This is a genomic window from Paenibacillus tuaregi (assembly GCF_900086655.1).
Lineage (GTDB): Bacteria > Bacillota > Bacilli > Paenibacillales > Paenibacillaceae > Fontibacillus > Fontibacillus tuaregi.
Genome location: NZ_LT575476.1, coordinates 2,343,731 through 2,368,006, shown reverse-complemented (window position 1 = coordinate 2,368,006; position 24,276 = coordinate 2,343,731). Strand labels below are relative to the sequence as shown.

Below are 24,276 nucleotides of genomic sequence, written 5' to 3'. Positions count from 1 at the left end.
TTACTTGGCGGGTTTCTGATAGATCCACATATCCCCAATCGGTGTGTTAATCTTGTACCAGCTTCCCCACATCTTCATCGCGTGCGCTTCACTTAAAGTGATGACCGCCTTCGGTTCCGTTGTATAGGGCTCAGTATATACCTTCGTCTCACCTTCAAGCTGAAGGGTCATATCTACATCGGATGCCTCGCCGGCCGGTGCGGTATCCTCATCTGGAGTCGGTTCGACAATAACTGCTTTCTTGTCATAAAGCCACTTATTTCCCGTTGGGGTCTCAACCTTGTACCAATCGCCTGATTTTGCGACTGCCTTCAATACCTGAGGTTTAATCGTGCCTGCACTGCCAGAGATAAAGTTGTTAGAATTGAACAATGGCTTGTTTTCCGAGATCATAATTTGCTTGTTGAATTCCTCTACTGTCAGCTTGCTCTGATTCTTCTTCAGCCATAGTCGATAACCCTCATCCGCTATCCAAAGACCGATCTTCTTATTCAGCTTCCATTCCGAATCAAATACGGACACCGCAAGATTGGTCTCGCCCTCTTTAATACCGATCTCCGGCGTAAAGGCAGGCCGGCCAAAGGTCGTGATGAACCAGTCTGTGTAACCTCCACCCGAAGGGTTAGGCACAGGCTTCACCTGGGAATATCCCGTGATCGCAGAGAACGTATTCGCGAGCTTCTTATCTCTGGCCAGATTGGCGGGCTTTGTATTGAAATTCCAGTAGAGGATATGCCCGGCCGTATGATAGGAAACGGCAATTTCGGGATCAATCTCATACGTGAAATTGACCAATTGCTGATTCTCGCGCGTCTGGAGCGGCTTGCTTCCTTTGTAATTCATCCAGTGCGGAGCCTTGGCCGGGAACTTGATCGAAGACCAGAGCGCAGGGTACTGACGGTTGAGATCGATCCCTTGGGCATTGGCCTTCCAGCGTTTGAAGTTCCGGCTGCCGTCATTCATCTTAATCAGATTGGACCAGACCAGCTGCGGAAAGGCGGGAAGCCCAATCTGCTGCAAAGTGACTCCATCCGGATTCACCATAGGCACGAACCATATCGTGGATTCAGACAAAACGGTTCTTACATCATACCCCTCAAACCTGCTTCCGCTCAGATAAGCCTTGGCATACTGCTCAATCATATACATGTTCAGCGTGCTGGTCAGCCACTCTCTGGCATGATGGGAGCCATTAATAAATATGGTGGAATCCCCATTGCCAAGACTTACCGCCCATTGCTCACGCCCATAAGGCGTCTTGCCAATAGACTTGTAGCGGATTATGTCCGGATAATTCTTTGCCAACTCCTTAATATCCTGCGTCATTCTATCATATGTATAGGTTTCTTTGGGATTTACTATATTCGGAGCCGCATGAACCCCTGATATCCCGGCAAAAGTAAAGCTCAAGCAAGCAGCACCGATCACAAGCCATTTTTTCATGTTCTGCAGTTTCCCCCAAGATGTTATTTGTCTCCTCTCTATATAAAATATCTCATTATATTAACTATTGTCTAGTAAAAAAGACCCTTTCTCGAATTAACAAAAGGGTCCTTGGGTTAATAGTCCTATTACTTTTTATTTAAAGAGTTAATATCAATGAATGGTGTTGCTCCACCTGTCACCTGTGGCATCTGTCCATTCCATTTCTCAATAGCTTTCTCTTGAACCTCAATCTGCTTCAGCTGAACCAGTTCAGGAGTAACCTCCTGCTTCTTCAGTTTAAGTGATTGAGCCTCCGCCTGGGCCTGGGCAATCTTTTGCTTGGCTTCAATCTCCACCCGTTTGAGGTCATTCTCTGCTTTGAGCGCCTGCTGCTGAGCCACCTGCTTGGCTTCGATCGACTGGTTGAAGGCTTCCGAGAATTTGAAATTTACAATGTTAATCTCATTTACAACCAGATCGTATTTCCCCATCCGTTTCGTTAAATGCTCACTAATTTCACCGGCGACCACATCACGCTTGGCGATTAAATCTTCCGCCGGATATCTGGCCGTAACCTCCTTCACAATTTCCTGGATCGCCGGATTGATGATCACCTGGTCGAAATTCCCGCCGATGTTATTCATCAGGTTATAAACCGAATCCTTATTCACGGAATAGTTCACCGCCACATGTGTAGATACGGGCTGAAGGTCTTTGGAAGATGCAGTCGTATCCGTTTCGGCTTTGCTGACCTGAACATTAACCTCAATAATGCTCTGTACAAAAGGAATCTTCAAATGAATCCCCGGGGACAGCACATTATCGTTAAGCTTCCCAAACGTCTTGTACAATCCGACATGCCCATAAGTCACGGTTGCATAAGAATTCAATCCCACAATCACGGCGGCAATAGCAATTACAATCGTTGCGGCACCCACCCGCAAGTTCCCTATTCTTTTCTTCGGTGCTGGTTCTGTTTTCACACAACATCCCTCCCAAATGAATATCCCCACGCCTAAATTAAGCGTCTTGAATCTTAATACGCGAGACCAGGTCGAATGGTGGCAAAAGTTGGTTTTGCAATACGTCTTCTAATTGCTGAAAAAGCCCCTATAGAACCTATCTGCATGCACAAAAAAAGGCTCCTTTGGCAGGAGCCTTTCCAAGCTATAGCTATTATATTTTGGCTAACCACGCGCGGTCATGTCTCCAGGTAACTTCCACAGGCATCTCGAAGAATGAAGTCAAATTCTCATTCTCAAGCACTTCCTTCGTATTCCCGGCGGCGAACACTTCGCCTCTGCGTATCAGCAGGGTCTTGCTAAAGATCGGCAGAATCTCCTCCGTATGATGTGTTACATAAAGCAGGTGAGGCGCGTCCGGCTGCATGGACAGCTCTTCAATGCTGGACAGCAGGCCTTCCTTAGAGATAAAGTCCAGCCCGTTCGCAGCCTCATCCAGGATCAGCAGTTTGGGTGATCCCATCAGCGCCCGAGCAATCAGCAGCTTCTGCTTCTCCCCTTGTGAGCAGGTCTGATAAGAACGACCCAGCAGGTGTGGACAGCGGAGCTGATGCATCAGCTGTTCAGCGCGATCATAATCCTCGGGTGTCGGTTTCTCATATAATCCGATGGATGCAAATTTACCGCTCACCACCAAATCCTCGGCTTTCTCATTCCCGTAGAGCTTCTCCTGAAGCGATGAGCTCACCCATCCGATCGAGCGGCGCAGCTCCCTGACATCCACCTCGCCAAATTTGTGACCAAGCACACAGATTTCCCCGCTGGTAGGCCATAAATAACCGTTCAGCATGTTCAGAATCGTTGTTTTGCCCGAACCGTTAAGGCCAAGCAGCGCCCAGTTCTCCCCTTGGGCTACATTCCAGTTAATATCGTTTAGCAGAACCTTGCCTTCTCTTCTCCAAGAGACATGTTTCATTTCAATGATCGACTGCATCAAATCATCCTCCCCGCCCTTATCTTTGATCTGTTCTGTCTGTAATTTTCGTTATAGTACACCCTAAACCGCTGGCCAGAACTTGTCAATACACTCAGAATCTCCTTTTCCATGAAATGGCTACACCCATCTACTCTGATCAGTTAAAATAATAGGATCAACCTGCATAAGTTAAGATTCAATCCAGGAGGTACTATCGTGATTACTAAACAGCAATGGATGGAGATCGAGCAATTAGAGCGGATCTGCAACAAGCTGGAGAACATTCAGTTGAAGCTAAACTGGGATATGCTCCGGACCCGTAAACCCGACCAACAAGACGATTATATCGCCATCCGGGATGAGAGAATCGTTGGGTTCCTAGGCCTGTACCATTTTGGCAAAAAAATGGAGGTCTGCGGCATGGTGCATCCCGAATATCGACGGCAGGGCATCTTCACCTCCCTTCTGGGGCAGGCGCTGCCACAAGCAAAGCGAATGCAGTACCATGAAATTTTACTAAATGCGCCGGCCAATTCCGCCTCAGCCAAAGGATTTCTCAGTTCCCTCCAGGTCGAGTATTCCTTCTCGGAATATCAGATGACCTACTACAGGCAAAACACGGAAGCTCAGAAAGCTGCTCATCCTGAGAATGAACCAGCCATTCTGCGCCAAGCCAGTCCAGAAGATCGAGCAGATCTGACTGCTCTGGATGTCAAGTGCTTCGATTATTCCGAGTTCGCCGCCGAGCAGTATTATGAAGCGACCATAAACGAGCCAGACTCGGTTACCTATATTATTGAGTCCGGCGGATCGACAGCAGGCAAAGTTAGACTGGTCTTTGAGGATACGGTGAGCTGGATCTATGGCTTCGCTATCTATCCTAAATTTCGCGGCCAGGGCATTGGCCGATATATACTGACCAGGCTGATAGCCCAGGAGACGGCAGCGGGCCGGGATCTGCGGCTAGAAGTCGCTCTGAACAATCCGAGAGCTATGAAGCTGTATGAATCGGTCGGGTTCATCCCAACCGGAGTACAAGACTATTACCTGTACCCTCCGGCAAATCATATAAAATGAACTTTAGAGTTTACTGATCTCAGCTTCGATCCCGAGTGGTTCTGAAGAAGCGGAGCGTCCGCCTTTGTCTCCGAAATGCCCCTACTTGGAGATCTAGTTCAAGTATTTCGGACACAACAGCGGCCTTAAAGAACACTCGGCATCGCAGCACTCGAATAGCGTAACTTTCATAAGTTTATTTTAAATAGAATGGAATTCGTCAAGTTCTGGCATCGAATGAATGAAATGAGGTACAATAAAGTCTAAATGAATTTTAGCTGAAGGATGGAGCATGTTATATGTATATTGCAAAAGACTGGCAAGACTACGAAGTCATGGACACCGGCAATGGTGAGAAGCTGGAGCGCTGGGGCGACATTATTCTTCGCCGTCCGGACCCACAGATTATCTGGCCGATCCAGAAGGAAGACAACCAGTGGAGAGATGTTCACGGACACTACCACCGTAGTTCCTCCGGCGGCGGCGAATGGGAGATGAAGAAACCCTTACCTGAGCGCTGGACAATTTCCTATGATAAATTGAAATTTCATATCAAACCGACCAATTTCAAGCATACCGGTCTCTTCCCTGAGCAAGCAGCGAACTGGAGATGGATGATGGACAAAATTGCGGGAGCGGGCCGTCCCATCAGCGTGTTGAACCTGTTCGCCTACACCGGTGGAGCCAGCGTCGCTGCAGCATCCGCTGGAGCTTCCGTTGTTCATGTGGACGCGGCAAAGGGTATGGTTCAATGGGCGAAGGAGAACCTTCAGCTGTCAGGTCTGGGAGACCGTCCGGTCAGATTCATCACCGATGATGTGTTTAAATTCGTACAGCGTGAACAGCGCCGCGGCAATAAATATGACGCAATTATCATGGACCCTCCATCTTACGGAAGAGGGCCTGGCGGGGAAATGTGGAAGCTGGAAACAAGCCTGTATCCGTTCCTGGAATCCTGTATGTCTATTTTGTCGGACAAGCCGCTGTTTCTGCTTATCAACTCTTATACAACAGGGATATCTCCAACGGTGCTTAACAATATGCTGTCCATGACCATGAAGACAAGATTCGGTGGACGCATCTCTTCTGGAGAACTGGGACTGCCGATCACCCGTTCCGGGCTGCACCTGCCGTGCGGCATTCTTGGACGATGGGAGGAGTAGTTCCCCATGCCATTTCAAGAGGACCTGTCCTCGGATCAGCGGGGAAACTCAGGCATTCCCATCCTGTACGAGGATAACCACCTGCTCGGCATCGTGAAGCCGGTGAATATGCTGTCACAGGAGGATGCTTCCGGCGACCCGGATCTTCTTACAGTGCTTAAAGCCGATTTGAAGGAGCGTTACCAGAAGCCGGGCAATGTCTACCTCGGGCTGGTTCACCGGCTTGACCGCCCGGTTGGCGGAGCCATGATCTTCGCCAAAACTTCCAAGGCCGCATCACGGCTGTCCGAGGCTGTCCGCAGCCGGTCCTTCTCCAAGGTCTATCTGGCGGTCGCCCACGGAGTGCCCACCCGTTCCACCGGCCGTCTGGAGGATCTTCTTCTTAAAGACGAACGCACGAACACGGTGAAGGTTGTGCCTCGCGGTACACCAGGTGGTAAACAAGCTATTCTGGATTACAGAGTGCTGGGTGCACCCGTGAACGGACTAAGTCTGATCCAGGTTGAGCTTTTAACTGGAAGGTCCCACCAGATCCGTGTACAGCTAAGCCACCTGGGATGCCCGCTGTATGGGGATCAGAAATATGGGGCCAAGCTGAATAAGCCTGGCCAACAGATTGCCCTTTGGTCAGCCCATGTCGGGTTCCCGCATCCGGTAACGAAGGAGCACGTCTCCCTTTTATCCTTACCACCGCAGGAGCATCCGTGGAGCAGCTGGCCGCGGACTCTGTATGAACAAGCTATGCGGTCATTCTAACCCTGTGGAGGGGCGGACGGACCTATTAAAACTGAACAGAGCTTTTTAGCGGTTGTTACACCGGAGCTAATCGGGAGAATCCCTCATTTTAACACCATTAAAAATAGAGCTTAGGTCCTTGGACTTAAGCTCTTTCTTTACCCAGTACCGTATCGCTGGAGGAAGTAATTTTGCCAAGCAGGAAGATCAGCAGCTGCTGATTGTGGGATGAAATCTGGTCAAGCACCGAGGTCAGGAAATCATTCCGTATCTGAACACCACGTCTTGTCTCTTCCCGCCCTTTCTCGGTAATGGAAATCCAGACGATCCGCCGGTCTTCCAAGTCTCTCTCCCTGGTAATCAACCCGGCCTTCTCCATCCGGTCAAGCAGCATGGTCACAGCTGCAGGTGTTGTGGCAAGATAAGGAATCAAGTCGGAAGGCTTCATCTTCCTCTGCTCTTCAAGCAGTTCCAGTACCGAAAGCTGTGATTCAGTAAGAGAAGGCGACAGCTCGGACTCCATATGAGTCTGATAGTTCTTGCTTAACTTGGCCCACAGCCGGGCGAAATCCTGTGTATACATTAAATCCCCCCGTAATATTGGTAACGGTCGCTCTTGTTATACTTCATCAGATAAACTTTCGCCATCCGCAGCGATTTTCCTCCCAAGTCTAACCAATTTCTTTTACATGTTAATCATTCGTTCAACTTAGACAACAGAAAAAAGGCATCCCCAAGTAATTTGGAAATGCCCCCATCTATATAAAATGAACTTATGAAGATTACCCTTTTCAGGCGCTGCGATGCCAAATGTTCTTACGATACGGTTGTCTCCGAAATCCTTGAAATAAATATCCCCTGAGCATTTCAGAGACAAAGGCGGACACTCCGCTTCTTCAGAATCACTTGTCCTCTTCGCTGAGATCGGTTAATTCTAAAGTTCATTTTATATAGTTAACATCATTACAAACCCTTTTTAACTTTAAACTTCTCTTGCTTTATCAAGTCATTCACGGTTTATTTAAAAGCAAGTCCAGAATCTCTTCGCCCTTATCCAGCTGGCTCATCGCTTTGCCAATTGCTTTGCGGTCCATTATCGGCGCTTGTTCCGAGCTGAAGCTGAACATTCTGCCTTCCCTCAGCACCGCAGTAATCTGCAGCGGTTCCTTACAGAAGAAGGCCCCGGCAATGCGACTGCCATTCGGCTTCACCCGCTTGCCTTCTTTAAACTCAAATGACTGAATACCCTTGCCGCCCCGGCTTTGGGTTGGATAATCAAGCAGCAGAGACCGCTTGGCATAACCGAGATCAGAGATGACAAGGATTTCTCCCTCATCCCCTTCCACCCATAGGGCAGCGGCTACCTCATCCGCATCCTTGAGCTGAATTCCTCGTACTCCACCGGATACCCGGCCCATGGAGCTGACCTCCTGCTCATTGAACCGGATAGCCATACCGCTCTTGCTGATCAGGAAGATATCCTGATTATTCCGACTAAGGGTCACCGAGATAACGGCATCCTCAGGGGATACTTTAGCCGCGGCAATGGCTCCAGACCGCTTGGACTGGTATTCCTTAAGCTCGGTCCGTTTCACCTGTCCCCGCTTCGTGACGAAGACAAGACTTGCTTCATCCTCGAAATTCTTAACCGGAATAACACTAACAATCCGATCTTCCTTCGTGAGAGGAATCACGTTGACAATGGCCGTTCCGTTGTCTTTCCATTTGAATTCCGGAATTTGGTGCACCGGCAGCAGGAAGTATTGTCCCCGCTGGGTGAAGATCAGCAGGTTCTCCAGGGTATTCACATCAAAGATATGTTTGATGTAATCTCCTTCTTTCACCCCGGAGCCCTCCCGCTCGCCCCCGGAACGGGTGAAGCTCAGCATGCTTGTGCGCTTGATATACCCCTCACCCGAGAGAGTAACCAGAACATCCTCCTGAGTAACCAGCACTTCCAGGTTAACTTTAAGCTCTTCGACTTCTCCCTGGATCTCAGAACGGCGGTCGATGCCGTATTTCTCCCGGATTTCAAGAAGCTCTTTCTTGATCACATTGTTCAGCTTCTTGTTACTTTCCAGAATGGCGCGCAGGGAATTGATCTTCTTCTGAAGATCATCCAGATCCTTCTGCAGCGAAGTGATCTCCAGATTCGTCAAGCGGTACAGCTGGAGTGTCAGAATCGCGTCTGCCTGACGCTCGGTGAACCCAAACATCCACTCCAGATTGTTCTGGGCGTCCTGGCGGTTCTTGGATGCCTTAATGGCTGCAATCACCTCGTCCAGGATGTTTAAAGCTTTTACAAGGCCTTCCAGCACATGGGCACGGTCCTCAGCCTTCTCCAGCTCATACTTGGTCCGGAACGTCACCACTTCACGCTGATGCGCGATATAAGCTTCAAGCATAGCCTTTAGGCCCAGCTGTTTTGGTGTCTTGTTGACGATCGCAACCATGTTGAAGTTATAAGTAACCTGCAGATCGGTTTTCTTATAGAGATAAGCCAGAATGCCCTGAGCATCGGCGTCTTTCTTAAGCTCAACCACGATCCGCAGCCCGGCTCTTCCGCTTTCGTCCCGAACCTCCGCAATCCCTTCAACCTTCTTCTCCAGCCGGATGTTCTCCATGGAGGTAACCAGGCGGGATTTGACGATCTGATATGGAATTTCGGTAATGACAATCTGTTGTTTGCCGCCGCGGAGCGATTCGATCTCGGTCTTGCCGCGGAGATAAATCCGGCCTTTGCCAGTCTCATAAGCATCCTTGATCCCATCTTCCCCCATGATAATACCACCGGTTGGGAAGTCAGGACCCTTAACATAATTCATGATGTCCGCAAGCTCGATCTCTGGCTTCTCCATGACCGCAATGCACGCGTCGATGACTTCACGCAGGTTATGCGTAGGAATTTCGGTTGCAAAGCCGGATGAGATCCCGCTCACACCATTGACGAGCAGGTTCGGGTATCTGGAGGGCAGTACCACCGGCTCCTTGGTCGTGTTATCAAAGTTATCCTTGAATAGAACTGTCCGTTTGTCGATATCCCGAAGCAGCTCCATCGCAATCGGAGACAGTCTTGCCTCCGTGTAACGCATAGCCGCAGCCGGGTCATCATCCTGTGAACCCCAGTTTCCGTGTCCATCCACCAGCACATGCCCCATTTTCCAGGGCTGCGCCATCCGGACCATTCCCTCATAAATTGAAGCATCCCCGTGGGGATGATAGTTACCCATGACATCCCCGACGGTCTTGGCTGACTTGCGGTACGGCTTGTCCGGCGTATTGCCGGAATCGTACATAGCGTACAGAATACGGCGCTGAACCGGCTTGAGTCCATCTCTTACATCCGGGATAGCCCGGTCTTGTATGATGTATTTGGAGTACCGCCCGAAGCGGTCCCCAACAACCTCTTCCAAAAAAGCGGGCAAAAAGTTTTCTAACGAGCTCATTCATTCACCTTCTATTCCTCAAACTCTGTGAAATCCACGTTCTCAACGATCCAGCGCTTGCGCGGCTCGACTTTGTCACCCATCAATGTGGAGACCCGGCGCTCTGCCTTCGCGGTGTCTTCAATCTGGACCTGCAGCAAATTGCGCGTCTCCGGATTCATCGTGGTCTCCCACAGCTGTTCGGGATTCATCTCGCCAAGCCCTTTATAACGCTGGAGCTCAAAGTTCTTCCCGAATTCCTTGAGATAGTTCTGCAGCTGCTCATCCGTCCAGGCATATCTGGCTGTTTCCAGCTTACCGGATCTGCGCGTAATCTTATACAGCGGAGGCTGGGCAATATACACCCGGCCCGCATCGATCAGCGGCTTCATATAACGGTAAAAGAAAGTCAACAGCAATACCTGAATATGCGCACCGTCCGTGTCGGCATCCGTCATAATTATGATTTTGGAATAATTGCTGTCCTCCAGCGCGAATTCCGGGCCAATCCCGGCGCCAATCGCTGAAATAATGTACCGGTATTCATCATTCTTCAGAATATCGGCAAGCTTGGCCTTCTCCGGGTTCATCGGCTTGCCCTTCAGCGGCAGAATCGCCTGTGTCTTGGAGTCCCGGCCCTGCTTGGCCGATCCGCCTGCGGAATCCCCCTCAACGATGAAGAGCTCGGTCCGCGTGACATCCTTCGACTGGGCTGGCGTCAGCTTGCCCCCAAGGTTGGAGCTCTCGCTTCTCTTCTTCCCGGTGCGCATCTCATCACGCGCCTTGCGGGCTGCTTCACGTGCCCGGGAAGCCTGGATCGCCTTCTTGATCAGTACCTGTGCCACCTGCGGGTTCTCCTCCAGGTAGACCTGCATCCGGTCAGAGACAATGGCGTCAACCGTGCTCCGTGCAGAGGCGCTGCCCAGCTGGTCCTTCGTCTGTCCAACGAACTCGACCTCCGACATTTTTACACTGATGACAGCCATCATGCCTTCACGAAGATCATTACCTTCCAGGTTCTTGTCCTTCTCCTTGAGCAAACCGCTCTTGCGGGCATAATCATTCATCACCCGCGTATAAGCGGTCTTGAATCCTGTCTCATGCGTTCCTCCGCCCCGGGTAGGAATCGAGTTGACGAACGAGGCCAGCGTCTCGGTGTAACCCGCGTTATACTGCAGGGCTACTTCCACTTCGACATCTTCCCTCTCTCCAAGAAAATGGATCACGTCATGCAGAACATCCTTGCCTTCATTGAGAAATTGCACAAACTGCCGGGCTCCGCCTTCATAAAAAAACTCGTCGGAACGATCAGACCGCTCATCCTTCAGAACCACTTTCAGGCCCGAGTTCAGAAATGCAATCTCCTGTAAACGTTCCGCGAGTGTATCATAATTCAGACCAATTCCGCCTTGAAACACACGGATATCCGGCTTGAATGTAATTTTGCTGCCCGTACGGTTTGTATTTCCAATAATCTCGAGTCCTGTAACAGGTTCACCCACATGTTCGTTCCCCTGTTTGTCCACCCAATACTCAAAGCGCTGCTTGTGAATCTTACCCTCACGGAAGATCTCTACTTCCAGCCACTCGGACAAGGCGTTTGTTACCGAAGCACCCACGCCGTGCAATCCGCCGGACTTCTTGTATCCCCCGCCGCCGAACTTGCCCCCGGCGTGAAGAATTGTAAAGACTACCTGAGGCGTCGGAATTCCCATCTTGTGCATGCCTGTAGGAATCCCCCGGCCGTTATCAAATACGGTAATGGAACCGTCCTTGTGCATAGTAATGTCTATACGCGTACAAAACTTGGCCAGATGCTCGTCCACCGCGTTATCTACGATTTCCCATACCAGATGGTGAAGGCCCGACGAGCTTGTACTCCCAATATACATACCTGGCCGCTTGCGTACCGCGACTAGCCCTTCGAGCACTTGAATGTCGTCTGCCCCATAACCGGCCGAACCACTGCTTCCCGCTGGCTCATCAGCAAACAAATCGATTTGATCGACCATTCATGCTCCTCCTTTATTGTTTCACTTTATGTATACAGAGGACCTGTAGAATGAAACCTGAATTACCTGTTCCTTGCTTCGGCAAATCGCATGTTTGTCTTCTTGGTTCACACTGTATTAACAAAAACCTTCAAAATGCAAACAGATGTTTTGTTATCCTTGTCCATTTTAATTCAATATATCCTGTTTCGTAAAGACAGTGAATGAAATGATCAGTGAAGCTATCGCCCAGACGGCAAGAACCGTCAAAGAAAACCCTAAGGTCATGCCTTCAATCGGCGCGGGGGTGCCAGCCAAATAATTGGTTAAATCCAAGTTCACCATAAATAGATACTTTGCACTGGTCCAGGCCGAAGCCATATTTGTCAGAATCGTTCCGGCAATAAGAGCGGCCATCATGATCACAATACTTGCCGCTGTACTCCTCACAAGCACAGAGACCATAAAAGCCAGCATAGCCACAACAATGCTGACGAACCAGATCAACCCGCACTGCATCAGAATGTAAACCCACTGCGGAACCGCATGTACGCCAGATAAATCCACGTCTGAACCGTGCAGCTGAAAGCCGGTAAACACCGGAATATTAAAGCCCTTATAACCGAACACAAGCCCGGATATTAAATAACTGACAATGAAAGCCGCCACCACAATCAAGGACACAAACATCAGCAGAGTGATCAGCTTGCTGAGCAGCACCTTCCATCTGCGCACGGGCCTGGTCAGCAGCATTTTGATCGTACCGGTCGAGCGCTCCGACGATACGATATCGGAGGCCACAGCCATGATCAGCAGAGGAATGAAAAGAGTGGCCGCATTATCCATAAATTCGCGGGTAAAGCCCACTCCACCGGGTTCCTGTGGATTCACATCATGCTCCAGATAGTATTTCATCTGCTGGATATAAATGATCCGGTATTTCTTCCATTCCTCAGGCACCCTTGCACTCTGCAGGGAATTCTGATTATCCGTGATCGCCTGTCTTACAGCCAGCCGCCAGTCGGAATTGAACTTCTCCCGGTTGTTTTGAGCAATTTTCATTTGGGCATACACAAAGATCGGCACCAGAACCACCAGAACGAGAAGAACCACATAGAACCGTTTCTTTTTCATCATTTTGATGGTTTCATTCTTGATCAATGGCAGAATGCTACTCAATCGATTCACCCTCCGTCATCTCCAGGAACAGCTGCTCCAGGGTTGGATTAATCTTGTGAACATCTTTTACCTCCACGCCGGCGCTCACAAGCCTCGGTATGATGGTGGAAATCCGTTCGCTGCTGACCTGGGTGACCACCGAGTCCTCTGTCAAACCGGCAGCAATGGTATCATCCAGCACAGCGTGAGGGTCGTCCACCAGCTTAACTCCCTCCTGCAGCAGAAGCTGTACTCCAAGCGGCCTTGGAGACAGTTGCCAGATCACATAATTCGCATTGTTGGAGACCAGCTCCTGCACACCGCCTACCGCAAGCACGCGGCCCCGGCTAATTATAGCAACACGATCACATAACAGCTGAATCTCGCTGAGAAGATGGCTGGATACAAAAACCGCCATCCCCTCCTCCGCAAGCCCCCTGACAAAAGCCCTCAGCTCCTTGATTCCCTTAGGATCAAGTCCGTTAGTCGGCTCATCCAGGATCAGCAGCTTCGGCCTGCCCAGCAGGGCTTGGGCTATCCCCAGCCGCTGTCTCATTCCCAGAGAATAGGTTCTGACCTTGTCATGAATTCGCTGATCCAGCCTTACAATTCCGACCACCTCTTGAATTCGCTGGTCATCCACTCCGGGGTGCATTCTCGCAAAATGCTGAAGATTCTCATATCCCGTCAAATACGAGTAAACCTCTGGATTCTCTACGATGGAGCCGACGTAGGCCAGCGCACGCTCAGGGTCCCGGTTCACATCATATCCGCAAATCCTTACCTTCCCTTCGGTTGGCTTGATCAGATCCACCAGCATCCGGATGGTCGTTGTTTTGCCTGCTCCGTTAGGCCCAAGAAATCCGAAGATTTCCCCGGCCCGGATATCAAAGGTAACATCATCGATCAGCCACTTTTTACCGATTCTCTTCCTAAGGTGCTCCACATGAAGCACAATCTCCCGTTCACTTCGGTCTTCCTGACTGATTAGGGTCAACTCTCCTCACTCCTTACCTGGCTTCTTGTATCACTTCTTCAGGTATTACTCTATTCCTTGAGCAATGCGCTCAGCGATATGCTGATAACCGTCACCATTCGGATGGAAATGATCGTCTGACAAGTATTTTTGGGTATTGCCGACAAAGAGGTCAAAGGTGGAGACGACCCTGGCATTCTCATAAGCATTAACAATTTCAGACGCTTTAAGGTTCCACTCGGTTACCGCTTGGTTCCCAGGCACCCTCATCTCCCGGAGATCGTTAAAAGGATTGTATAATCCCACATATACGAGCTGTGCGGCTGGATTGATCTGGTGGATCGCATCCACAATGCGCTTTAACCGGATTGAAGCCTTGTCTACCTCTGCGGATAGTTCCTTATAAGTCGGAAGCGGCTTGCCGCTGGACACATTCTGTGCCCCTTGGAACAGATCATTGCCCCCAATGGACAGCAGGATCACATTAGCATTCCGAAGCACGTACTGAACGCCAGGCTCGTCCAACGTGGGCAGAAGCCCTTTTGTTGTCATTCCGTTCACACCGAGATTGTTAACAAGATTAACCGGCAGCTTCTGGTTCTTCTGCAGCTCGGCTATCGTTCTGCGCACGAAGCCCTGACCTGTATCGTCACCTGTGCCCTTCGCAAGAGAATCCCCAAGCGTAGCAACGTTAATCTGCTTGCTGCTGGTCTTTGGAGCTGCTTTGGACAGATCACCGCTGGGCACTGGGTTCCACAAGGCTCCGCTGCCTGGAGCCATGACATCCTTAAGCGCATACACGAATCCAACGAGCAAAAGCAATGTGGCTGCAGTGGACAGACCAGCTATCGTTCTCCATAACGCGGATGAAGATTTCATACTGAACCTCCTGATCATAAGTACTCAAACCCGGCTTTTATGTAATAACATAAAACTTCTATTTACAATTTGCAAATCAAATCAAAATATTGCTTGCATTATTTATTAGAACGGAGTACAATGTTCCTTGTCAGTTAATTCGGGTTATTAGCTTAGCTGGTAGAGCAGCCGACTCTTAATCGGCAGGTCGCAGGTTCGACCCCTGCATAACCCATACTTTCTGAAGAAGCAGCGGACAGGCTCCGCTGCTTCTTTTTGTTATGTCATATCCATATACGTCTAAAGTTTGTGATGTCACATCCGCATCCAATCAGAGTTGTTATTACCAAGAGATCAAGACAGCACACATGGACGCTTGCTGTCTATTACCGCTCGCGAGCATACTCCGAACCTCCTGGTAAATACACACCATGCCTATACCTCCCTATGACTGATCTAAAAGTCAAACACCGCCCTCCTTGTGGAGAGCGGTGCCCTGATTATTTTCCGATAAATTCTTGTACCCAGAGTCCGTTATAATAACCGACCCCGATCATCGTGTAATGCGCATTAAGAATATTCTTGCGGTGACCTGGACTGTTCATCCAGTCCTTAACGACTTCTTCCGCAGAACGCTGCCCCTTGGCAATGTTCTCTCCCGCATAGCGGAAGGTGATGTTGTAAGCGTCCATCATGTCAAAAGGCGAGCCATAGGTTGGTGAAGTATGGTCGAAGTAGTTGTGCTTATACAAGTCAACAGCTTTATCCTTCGCCATTCCCCTCAGCTTGTCGTGTACAACAAGCGGCTTCAACCCGGCGTGGGCCCGTTCCTTGTTAACGAGGGCAACCACCTTCGCCGCATTATCCGCTTGAATCTTGGCATATACGGCGGCAAGCTGAACCTGCTTACCCGTCAGTTTGGCTGCAGCTGCGGATGCTTCCCCCGATCCTGCAGTGATGGACAAAGAACAAACGGCTAGGGCGGTCAATAACATACAGATCATGCGTGAAGTCAGCATTTGAAAGTTAATCTTATTCATGATCAATTCCCCCCTTTCATTGCAGAGCTTCTGATTGACAGCAGGCCAACAAGAATTCACCCGAGACAGCAAGTGCCTATGTAACATTTTAACATGGATAGGAAAGCCTTGCATTACCAAAATGTAGAAAAACCACGATTCATAATGAATCGTGGCTGATGCTGTCTATCGTTATTTTTTGGCTGCATATTTGCGCATATCAAAGGCAACTGCGGCAACGATAATAATCCCTTTAATAATGAGCTGCCAGTTCGGGCTTACCCCGATGAAGGTCAGACCATAGTTGATTACGGTGAAAATCAATACCCCGGTCAGTACTCCCGGAACGGTACCAATCCCCCCGGTCGTGGATACGCCCCCGACCACACAAGCTGCGATGGCGTCCAGTTCGTACATGTTCCCGTAGTTATTGGTGGCTCCGCCGGTTCTGGCGGCTTCAAGCACACCAGCAAGACCGTAAAGCGCCCCCGCGATGGAATAGATCCAGATCAGGTTGCGGGATACGTTGATCCCCGATACTTTGGCGGCCTGCTCGTTGCCGCCAATAGCGTACATGTTTTTGCCAAGCCGTGTCTTATTAAAGATCACCCATACCAGAACGGAGACAACGATGGCAATAATGACGATGTAAGGAATGGAGTACTGGCCGGAGCCGATGCTTCCCGAACCCCATTGGGTGAAGTCAGCCCGCAACCCGCCGATCGGCTGGGACTGGTTCGGGTCCATGTCGAAATACAAGGAGTTCACGCCATAAATTATAACCATGGTGCCCAGTGTAGCAATGAATGGGGGGACCTTGAATTTGGATACGATCAAGCCGTTAATCATTCCGAACAGGAATCCGACCGCAATCGCGAGCAGGATAGGAACAAACACTGGCAGCTCAACCAAACCAGGGAAGAATCTTCTCGGGTAGTCCTGAATCTGGAGCATCGACGCCGAGATGACCGCCGTTAAGCCGACCATCCGTCCAGCCGAAAGGTCCGTTCCTCCTGTAATCAGTATGAAGGCCACACCTAAAGCGATAATCGTGCGTGTCGCGGACTGGTTGAGAACATCCCGAAGGGCATTAATCCCGATAAATGAAGGATCATAAATAGCAATTCCTATAATCAATACCACGAGGACGATATAAATGGCATTTTGAGTTATCATGTCTTGTATTCTTCTTGTATTCATAACCGTTGCTTCCTCCCTCTCCCTACTAATGCTGGGCGGCCAAGCGCATAATGACTTCCTCGCTGGCTGTTTCCCCGTCTACAATCCCCGTCATCCTGCCTTCGGACATCACCATGATCCGGTCGGACATGCCAAGCAGCTCGGGCATCTCGGATGAGATCATCACGATGCTTTTCCCCTGCCGGGCAAGATCCGCAATGATCGTATAGATCTCAAACTTCGCTCCCACATCGATCCCGCGTGTCGGCTCATCAAGCAGCAGAATTTCCGGTTCGGTGAGCAGCCACCGGGCAAGCAGCACCTTCTGCTGGTTCCCACCGGACAAGTTCATGATCAGCGCCTTCATGTTCGGGGTTTTCGTACGGAGCTTCTCAATCATTTTGTTGGTCTCCGTTTGCTTCTTCTTCTCATTGAGCAGCATATATGGAGTGACATACCGGTCCAAGTTGGCGATCGCTCCGTTCTCATGAACGGACAGCACCGGGAAGATTCCCGTTGTACGACGCTCCTCTGTCAGCAGGGCCAACCCGTATTTCATCGCATCCTTCGGCGATCTGATCTTAACCGGCTTTCCATGAATAGAAATGCTGCCTGATTCAAGCTCTCTCAAACCGAACAGTGCTTCAATCAGCTCGGTCCGCTGAGCTCCGACCAACCCGCCTATGCCAAGAATCTCGCCCTTCCTCAGCTCAAAGCTCACCTTCTTGAATGACTTAGCTACAGGCGATGTCAGTTCATGAGCCTTCAAAATCACTTCCCCAGGCACATTGTCCCGCTCAGGAAAACGGTGTGTCAGATCACGTCCCACCATTTTAGAAATAATGAGGTCGGTGGTCATTTCGGAAGCTGGCCAAGTGCCGATCTTTTTACCGTCACGCATGATGGTCACATCGTCCGAGATCCGCAGAATTTCCTCCATTTTGTGAGATATATAAATGATGGATACCCCTTTGGACTTAAGATCCCGGATAATCCGGAACAAGTGCTCCACCTCAACTCCTGTGAGCGAGGAAGTGGGCTCATCCATCACGATAATTCGCGAGTTAAAAGAAACCGCTTTCGCAATTTCGATAGACTGTACTTTCGAAACCGACAGCTTACCGACCAGCTCATCCGGCTTTAAGTCAATATCCAGCTGCTTAAACAGCTCCTCTGTGTCACGGTGCATTTTGCCATGATCCACGAACTTAAAAGGTCCGAACCCTCTCTCTGGAAAACGGCCCAGCCATATGTTCTCCATGACATTTCGGAAAGGCACCGGATGAAGCTCCTGGTGGATCATTGAGATTCCATGTGCCAAGGCATCGCTGGAATTATGGATTTCTGCCTTGCTGCCATTCAGGATAATTTCGCCGTCATCGGGTTTATAAATCCCGAACAAACATTTCATCAGCGTCGACTTGCCCGCTCCATTCTCGCCCATCAGCGCGTGAACGGTACCTGGTCTAACCTGCAGGGTAACCCGATCCAGCGCTTTGACGCCGGGAAATTCCTTGGAGATAGATTTCATCTCGAGCATATATTCATGTTCAGCCACTATGTTCGCCTCCTTACTGCCGCTTCCTATCCTATTTGTATACTTGTATACGACTATAAGTTCGTAAAATCCCGGAGGCTCCCTGCATCTTGGCAGAAAGCCCCCTGATCCTACAATTTATAACGAGAAGCTTCTGGTTTTATTGAGCGTCTTTCATGTTCTCTTTGGTGATTTTTTTGTAAGGAATCCAGATATACTGCTTATCTGTAACATCAAACCCAACGCTGTCTTTGGTAATCTCCTTACCTTGACCGAGCAGGGAAGCCAGCTTGATTGCCGCTTTACCTTGGTTGTTGGCGTCATTCAGTACGGTTCCAAGCAGTGTTCCATCACCGAGAGCCTGAAGTGCAGGTGCTGTTGCGTCAACTCCCACAACCGGTACGTACTTGTCGCCTTTGAAGTAACCGGCGGCTTTCAGCGCTTCAATTGCCCCAAGCGCCATGTCATCGTTGTTTGCGAATACAGCTTCGATCTTGTCACCATGAGCTGCGAGGAAAGCGGCCATTTTCTCTTGGCCTTTTACACGGTCCCAGTTCGCGTTGTCTTCGGCCAGCTTCTCAACCTTGATTCCGGCTTCTTCTACAGCCTGAATCGAATATTTCGTGCGAAGCTCCGCATCCTGGTGGCCCTGCTCGCCTTTCAGCATGACATATTGAAGCACGCCGTCTTTGTTCTTATCCGCTTCCGGATGGGCCTTCCAGTAATCTACAACCAGCCCGCCTTCCAGAGTGCCGGACTCCTCTGCTTTAGCGCCCACATAATACACTTTCTCCCATTTCTTCATGTCTTCAGGAAGAGGCTCGCGGTTAAGGAATACCACCGGAGTGTCCTTAGCTTTCGCTTTGTCAATAATGACCCCTGCCGCTGTGCGGTCAACCGGGTTAATAATTAAGGCTTTGGTGCTCTTGGTGAGGAATAAGTCCACTTTATCATTCTGTGTTGGCTGTGAATTCTGGCTGTCCACAATTTCGGTCTTGGCGATCCCGTTAGCATTCTTCTCAATGGAATTGCGCACACCCGTCATGAAGGTGTCGTCAAATTTGTAGATGGCCACACCTACACTCGGCTCCGCTGATGAACCGCTTCCCCCAGAGCTGGAGCAGCCCGCCAGCGCCGCGCCTAGAACCGTTGTTGCCAATACAACCATGCTAAGTTTTTTCATATTTCGTTTGACCTCCCAAGTCTAATATCTTGTCGTACCCTTTAACATTTCGTTTTCCCGTGTATCTCCTGGATACGCTTTCATTATGCCTGACATCCTGCGTTCTGCGAATCTAAAATTCTCATGTGTTTATATAAAAATTCTCATGAAATCTAAATGACTCATCTAAGTGCTGCATGTGGACAAAAATCGCGCCCATTTAGCGAGGATATGCTAATATAGGAAAAGTTTCCAATGATTACATCAAAGGAATCAAAATACAGACTCTTCTGTATCCTTCATCAATCCTGACCCCGAAGCCGGTTATGCAGACAACTTGCTTGTTCAAAGCATGGAAAGACAGCCGTCTGACACTTTACAATCTCTTGCGGATACTCTAACTGCCAAGTTTGTTCAAGGCTCAGCAGGAATTACAAATTATGCTAAGGCAAAGACAAAAGAATTAGACATATATAGAGAAAAAACCGCTGTTTACAGGGCAGATTTCACATCTCCAAATCATGTGGCCGCCACCTATAACAAACCATAAAGGTAACGTGTCCAATACATCCTTTGAGTTCATGATGGACAATTATGATTATTTCCCCGCTGACAGTCCCGAAAGCATCGATTCACTTAGGAAAATGATTGACCAGATGGTTACCACAAAACTGTTGAAAAAGAGCTTGAAATCGTATCAAAAAAATTTGTGCAAATCACTTTTATATCCAGGATCACTGGTCGAAAGCCTTAATGATAACAAAGTCACGATGATCGGTGTCCCTATCACAATAGTGTCCACTAAAAACCAGAAAGGTAAGACCATAGAAACCATAATTATGGCTGTATCTTCAGTTAATTAAGTCGAACGCTCTTTATCCTGGGTTTAATCGTGATAGGTGGATTCGATTTGCAAAATGGCGGTTTTTATTTTTATCACAGCTGGTGTTCTAACAAAATCATAATCACCCGTCAAACGGAAGGAAAGAGCCGATAATTGTGATGTTCTCACAAATTATCGGCTCTGCGTCTTTGCGTCTGGCTCTTTGATACTGACACATTTAATTGTTGTACATTGATTAGGGTTTCCTGTTTACACTTTGGGCAAAACCACGGGAAGTTTTCAAGTATTGTATCGTCTCGAATTTACAACTGTGATTTATTTTTTGCAAAAAGGGCATAATATCCAACTTATTTCCACTTACACGATAGGGAGTAACCAGCAAAAAGCATAGCCGAACAGACAAGTGACTTTGGGAAGCTCCGCCATAACTCGCTCAATCCGTACTTCTTCCCCCAATAATAGGCAAGCGGGATCTAGATTCCACATAACGAAAGGGCGGTAATAACCAAAGGGATGACACTTCCCCGGTTGCTCTGACGATACCTCCCATAATAAGCGCGATACCGAACAAATCTAATGAAATGATTATTGGATAGCTCCAACTTGCTGCATAAGACTAAGCGCATCGGCAACCGCCCAATGCTCGACAATCTTCTTGTCCTTCACCCGCAGAATGACGACTTCTTCGTAGCTAATGGCATTTCCCGATGCAGGAATACCGACAAATTCACCCAAATGCGTACCTTGTGCCGTGAACTTCACCATCACCTTGTCTCCTTCGGCAATCACATCACGAATCATAATTCTCTTATCGGGAAATGCCGCTCGAAACTGTCTCATGGTATCCTTAACGCCTTCCGAGCCGGGTGCCTGGCCCGGAAAGGGATCGTGAGAAAAAACATCTTTATCCAAATAAATATCAATCGCATCCACATTATCGTTGTTGTGTACCTCGTTCAGAAAATCAACACAAATTTTTTTATTCATTTCCATATTCACGTTAGTCCCTCCGTAGCAAGATATTTGCCTGTTATGGAATCAGGAGCATTCAATAATTGCAAGGGAGTTCCCGTGAATGTAACGGTTCCCCCGTTGCTGCCGCCTCCAGGGCCAAGCTCGATAATCCAGTCCGCTCGTTTGATCACATCGACGTTATGTTCAATAACAACGACGGTGTTGCCAGCATCAACTAACCGATCAAGAATTGCCATGAGTTTGGCCACATCGGACATATGAAGTCCGGTTGTCGGTTCGTCCAGAATATAGATGTTGCTTGTGGTGCCCAACTCCATGGCAATCTTGAGCCGCTGGCACTCTCCTCCCGATAAGCTGTCAAGCGTCTGACCCAACGTGATATAATCAAGCCCCACTTCGCTCAGAACAGCTAACATCTTGGCAATAGGCGGAACATCGTTAAAGAAAGCCCATGCCTCAGCAACGGTCATGGTCATCACATCGTAGATGGATTTGTTCCGATAGGTATGACTTAGTACTGCCTCTTTGAAGCCTCGTCCGTCGCACACTTCACAAACAGTTTTGACGCCGTCCATGAACGCAAGGTCTGTCCAAATCATTCCATATCCCTGGCAATTACTACACGCCCCCTCGGAATTGGTCGTAAAGAGAGAGGCGCTTACGCCACTTTCTTTTGCAAACAATGTTCTTATATCGTTCAGTATGCCTGTATAGGTTGCCGGATTGGAGCGACGGGTACTATACACGGACGACTGGTTGATCACAACTGCTTCAGGGTGCTCTCTGGCGAATACTTCATAAATGAGCGAGCTTTTGCCGGAACCTGCCACACCTGCCACAACAGTCAGCACCTTGGCCGGAATATCTACGCTGACATTTTTGAGATTATGGGCAGTTGCCTGTCTGATCGGATAAACGTGCGAATAGGGGCGACTATTTTGTTTTAAGGGCACGTGACTGCCCAAATACTTGCCGGTGAGCGTGCCCGTCTTCTCCAACTCGCGATAGGTGCCCGTAAATAAAACTTCGCCGCCATGACTGCCGGCATTCGGTCCCATATCCACGATATGATCAGCAATCTTCATTACTTCGGGATCATGCTCAACAATCAGAACTGTATTGCCTTTGTCTCTCAATTGCACGAACAGTTCGGTTAGACGATGGACATCGCTTGGATGCAAGCCGACGGTTGGTTCGTCGAAAATGTACATCATTTCCGACAGGCTGCTGCTCAGATGCCGAACCATCTTAATCCGCTGTGATTCGCCGCCAGATAATGTTGATGTTTCGCGGTTAAGACTTAGATAGCCCAAACCGATATCGTTCAACTGCTTGAGACGTTCGCGAAGATGATCCAGAAGCACCGCTACCGATTTGATATGCAGGTTATTCAGTAGATCTTGAAGAAAACTTACTTCCATTGCAGATAAATCCGCGATCGAATAGCCAGTGATTTTGCAATTGAGCGCCTTTTCGTTCAACCGTTGACCGCGGCATAGATCACATGGGGCATTCGTTGTGAATCTCTCGAATACTTGCCGATTCTTCTCCGCCATACTTTCGATGCCTTTATTGATATAGAGCCGTCGAAATTTGGGGATGAGTCCCTCATACTTAGAATGAACATCACCGCCTTGCGAAGGCAGGGCAATCGTCGCATCCCCGCTATATAGCAAAGTCTCCCATTCTTTTTGGGTGTAGTCTTTTAATTTTTTATCGTTGTCGAACAGCCCAGACAAGGTGTATAGCTTCCAGTACCAACTGTTTGGCTTAAAGTTAGGATGCAGGATGGCGCCTTCGTTTAAAGATTTATTAAGATCAAGAAACTTGTCCAGATCAAGGGATACCATTGTCCCCAAGCCCTCGCATTGCGGGCACATTCCCTCAGGGTCATTAAATGAAAAGGCATTGGAATGACCGACGTATGGTTCGCCAACCCGAGAAAAGAGAAGTCGAAGCAACGCATAAATATCGGTAATGGTACCTACTGTTGAACGTGAGTTGCCACCCAGACGTTTCTGATTAATGATTATTGGCGCGGACAAATTGGTTATATAATCAACCTCAGGCTGACCGTATTTTGGCAGGCGATTGCGGGCAAATACGGTAAATGTTTCATTGAGTTGTCGTTGCGCCTCGGCTGCAATCGTATCGAATACAAGTGAAGATTTCCCCGACCCAGATACCCCCGTAAATACAACGATGGAATGCTTTGGAATCGTAATGGAGATGTTTTTGAGATTATTTTCTTTCGCACCTTCAATAATAATCTTATTCTTCATCTTTACCCTCATCGTTTACGTTGTTAATAAATGCCTCTGTATGTTGAATACTGTACTCAAAGAATCCCGTCCAGTAGTCGACGAGCCCCGGCTCCTCTGCAGGTGTGCCACCTTCTTTCTTCGGAAGTGTGCGCATGAATTGATAGATACCTTTTAGATTCTCAAGCCGTTTTCTCTGTGTCTGGAGCAACACCTCGTGTGGGATAAGACGACGAAGCGCAATGCCTGCCGAGTATTTATCCATCTCAAGACTTTCAAGCGCTGTTTCTATCCCCTCTTTCAGTGCTGCATCGCCTTTGCCGGTAATGGCGTAAAGCGTTCGAGCGCCTCCTTTCTCTCCCGGTTCATTTTTGATGGATTGAATGTACTGCTGCTTTTCAAGTTGCGTCAGCGCGTGGTAAATCGAGCCCGGTTTGACGCATGCCCAAGTATCCACCCTCCATTCGGTCAGTTCACGATAAACGACATAGCCATGCGTTTGTTTGCGCAAAGCAATGGCCCCAAGGACAAGCAATTGTGTAGTAATCATAAGAATATTATACACAAACAACTT

The 24,276-nt window shown here is 48.9% G+C and carries 20 protein-coding genes and 1 tRNA gene; 4 read left to right on the top strand and 17 right to left on the bottom strand.

The genetic code is table 11. The features are described from left to right. The 3 genes from BN6628_RS10965 to BN6628_RS10955 all read right to left on the bottom strand — a co-directional run bounded on the left by BN6628_RS10965 (nucleotide 1) and on the right by BN6628_RS10955 (nucleotide 3,381). Nucleotides 1-1,443: a M14 family zinc carboxypeptidase gene (locus tag BN6628_RS10965; RefSeq protein WP_068617301.1), complete on the bottom strand. Its 1,443-nt coding sequence runs from the start codon at nucleotides 1,441-1,443 to the stop codon at nucleotides 1-3. 128 nt (nucleotides 1,444-1,571) lie between these two features. Then, the gene (locus BN6628_RS10960) at nucleotides 1,572-2,408 is read right to left on the bottom strand and encodes a prohibitin family protein (RefSeq protein ID WP_068617300.1); all 837 of its coding nucleotides are present in this window, start codon (nucleotides 2,406-2,408) and stop codon (nucleotides 1,572-1,574) included. A 193-nt stretch (nucleotides 2,409-2,601) separates the two neighbouring features. After that, complete coding sequence (locus BN6628_RS10955; RefSeq protein ID WP_068617295.1) at nucleotides 2,602-3,381, bottom strand: ABC transporter ATP-binding protein; 780 nt, start codon at nucleotides 3,379-3,381, stop codon at nucleotides 2,602-2,604. A gap of 198 nt (nucleotides 3,382-3,579) precedes the next feature. On the opposite strand from BN6628_RS10955, the gene BN6628_RS10950 reads away from it, so the two are divergent. The 3 genes from BN6628_RS10950 to BN6628_RS10940 all read left to right on the top strand — a co-directional run bounded on the left by BN6628_RS10950 (nucleotide 3,580) and on the right by BN6628_RS10940 (nucleotide 6,338). Continuing rightward, nucleotides 3,580-4,440: a GNAT family N-acetyltransferase gene (locus tag BN6628_RS10950; RefSeq protein WP_068617292.1), complete on the top strand. Its 861-nt coding sequence runs from the start codon at nucleotides 3,580-3,582 to the stop codon at nucleotides 4,438-4,440. 278 nt (nucleotides 4,441-4,718) lie between these two features. Next, complete coding sequence (locus BN6628_RS10945; RefSeq protein ID WP_068617290.1) at nucleotides 4,719-5,582, top strand: class I SAM-dependent methyltransferase; 864 nt, start codon at nucleotides 4,719-4,721, stop codon at nucleotides 5,580-5,582. 6 nt (nucleotides 5,583-5,588) lie between these two features. After that, nucleotides 5,589-6,338, top strand: a complete 750-nt coding sequence (locus tag BN6628_RS10940) for an RluA family pseudouridine synthase (RefSeq protein ID WP_068617286.1) — start codon at nucleotides 5,589-5,591, stop codon at nucleotides 6,336-6,338. Between the two features lie 124 nt (nucleotides 6,339-6,462). On the opposite strand, the gene BN6628_RS10935 is transcribed toward BN6628_RS10940, so the two are convergent. The 6 genes from BN6628_RS10935 to BN6628_RS10910 all read right to left on the bottom strand — a co-directional run bounded on the left by BN6628_RS10935 (nucleotide 6,463) and on the right by BN6628_RS10910 (nucleotide 14,746). Further along, nucleotides 6,463-6,900 carry a MarR family winged helix-turn-helix transcriptional regulator gene (locus BN6628_RS10935; RefSeq protein WP_068617284.1) on the bottom strand — a complete coding sequence of 146 codons (438 nt, stop codon included), beginning with the start codon at nucleotides 6,898-6,900 and terminating at the stop codon, nucleotides 6,463-6,465. A 427-nt stretch (nucleotides 6,901-7,327) separates the two neighbouring features. Beyond that, the gene (gene gyrA / locus BN6628_RS10930; protein ID WP_068617282.1) at nucleotides 7,328-9,763 is read right to left on the bottom strand and encodes a DNA gyrase subunit A; all 2,436 of its coding nucleotides are present in this window, start codon (nucleotides 9,761-9,763) and stop codon (nucleotides 7,328-7,330) included. Between the two features lie 11 nt (nucleotides 9,764-9,774). Next, nucleotides 9,775-11,754, bottom strand: a complete 1,980-nt coding sequence (parE, locus tag BN6628_RS10925; RefSeq protein WP_068617279.1) for a DNA topoisomerase IV subunit B — start codon at nucleotides 11,752-11,754, stop codon at nucleotides 9,775-9,777. Between the two features lie 168 nt (nucleotides 11,755-11,922). Beyond that, nucleotides 11,923-12,912 carry an ABC transporter permease gene (locus tag BN6628_RS10920; RefSeq protein WP_068617277.1) on the bottom strand — a complete coding sequence of 330 codons (990 nt, stop codon included), beginning with the start codon at nucleotides 12,910-12,912 and terminating at the stop codon, nucleotides 11,923-11,925. Then, nucleotides 12,905-13,879 (bottom strand): ABC transporter ATP-binding protein, encoded by a 975-nt coding sequence (locus tag BN6628_RS10915; protein ID WP_068622196.1) that lies wholly within the window; start codon nucleotides 13,877-13,879, stop codon nucleotides 12,905-12,907. Before BN6628_RS10915 ends, BN6628_RS10920 begins: the two co-directional genes overlap by 8 nt. Nucleotides 13,880-13,933: 54 nt before the next feature. Then, complete coding sequence (locus BN6628_RS10910) at nucleotides 13,934-14,746, bottom strand: GDSL-type esterase/lipase family protein (RefSeq protein WP_068617275.1); 813 nt, start codon at nucleotides 14,744-14,746, stop codon at nucleotides 13,934-13,936. Nucleotides 14,747-14,887: 141 nt separating this feature from the next. On the opposite strand from BN6628_RS10910, the gene BN6628_RS10905 reads away from it, so the two are divergent. Further along, a tRNA-Lys gene (locus tag BN6628_RS10905) sits at nucleotides 14,888-14,960 on the top strand. Between the two features lie 265 nt (nucleotides 14,961-15,225). Here BN6628_RS10905 and BN6628_RS26635 read toward each other — a convergent pair. The 8 genes from BN6628_RS26635 to BN6628_RS10865 form a co-directional block, all read right to left on the bottom strand. Beyond that, nucleotides 15,226-15,765 carry a CAP domain-containing protein gene (locus tag BN6628_RS26635; RefSeq protein ID WP_082926874.1) on the bottom strand — a complete coding sequence of 180 codons (540 nt, stop codon included), beginning with the start codon at nucleotides 15,763-15,765 and terminating at the stop codon, nucleotides 15,226-15,228. Nucleotides 15,766-15,936: 171 nt separating this feature from the next. After that, on the bottom strand, nucleotides 15,937-16,944 hold the full coding sequence (gene mglC, locus BN6628_RS10895) for a galactose/methyl galactoside ABC transporter permease MglC (RefSeq protein ID WP_068617273.1): 1,008 nt from the start codon (nucleotides 16,942-16,944) through the stop codon (nucleotides 15,937-15,939). Between the two features lie 25 nt (nucleotides 16,945-16,969). Then, nucleotides 16,970-18,463 carry a sugar ABC transporter ATP-binding protein gene (locus BN6628_RS10890; protein ID WP_392397660.1) on the bottom strand — a complete coding sequence of 498 codons (1,494 nt, stop codon included), beginning with the start codon at nucleotides 18,461-18,463 and terminating at the stop codon, nucleotides 16,970-16,972. 157 nt (nucleotides 18,464-18,620) lie between these two features. Then, nucleotides 18,621-19,643 (bottom strand): galactose ABC transporter substrate-binding protein, encoded by a 1,023-nt coding sequence (locus BN6628_RS10885; RefSeq protein ID WP_068617268.1) that lies wholly within the window; start codon nucleotides 19,641-19,643, stop codon nucleotides 18,621-18,623. A gap of 987 nt (nucleotides 19,644-20,630) precedes the next feature. Further along, a complete protein-coding gene (locus BN6628_RS26955; RefSeq protein ID WP_454188892.1) occupies nucleotides 20,631-20,768 on the bottom strand; it encodes a cysteine-rich KTR domain-containing protein in 138 nt (45 codons plus the stop codon). Between the two features lie 283 nt (nucleotides 20,769-21,051). Then, nucleotides 21,052-21,459, bottom strand: a complete 408-nt coding sequence (locus BN6628_RS10875) for an ester cyclase (RefSeq protein ID WP_235847725.1) — start codon at nucleotides 21,457-21,459, stop codon at nucleotides 21,052-21,054. A gap of 2 nt (nucleotides 21,460-21,461) precedes the next feature. Further along, nucleotides 21,462-23,723, bottom strand: a complete 2,262-nt coding sequence (locus BN6628_RS10870; RefSeq protein ID WP_068617262.1) for an ATP-binding cassette domain-containing protein — start codon at nucleotides 23,721-23,723, stop codon at nucleotides 21,462-21,464. After that, nucleotides 23,713-24,252, bottom strand: coding sequence for a PadR family transcriptional regulator (locus BN6628_RS10865; RefSeq protein WP_262363153.1), 540 nt, complete (start codon nucleotides 24,250-24,252; stop codon nucleotides 23,713-23,715). Before BN6628_RS10865 ends, BN6628_RS10870 begins: the two co-directional genes overlap by 11 nt. Between the last annotated feature and the right edge of the window lie 24 nt (nucleotides 24,253-24,276).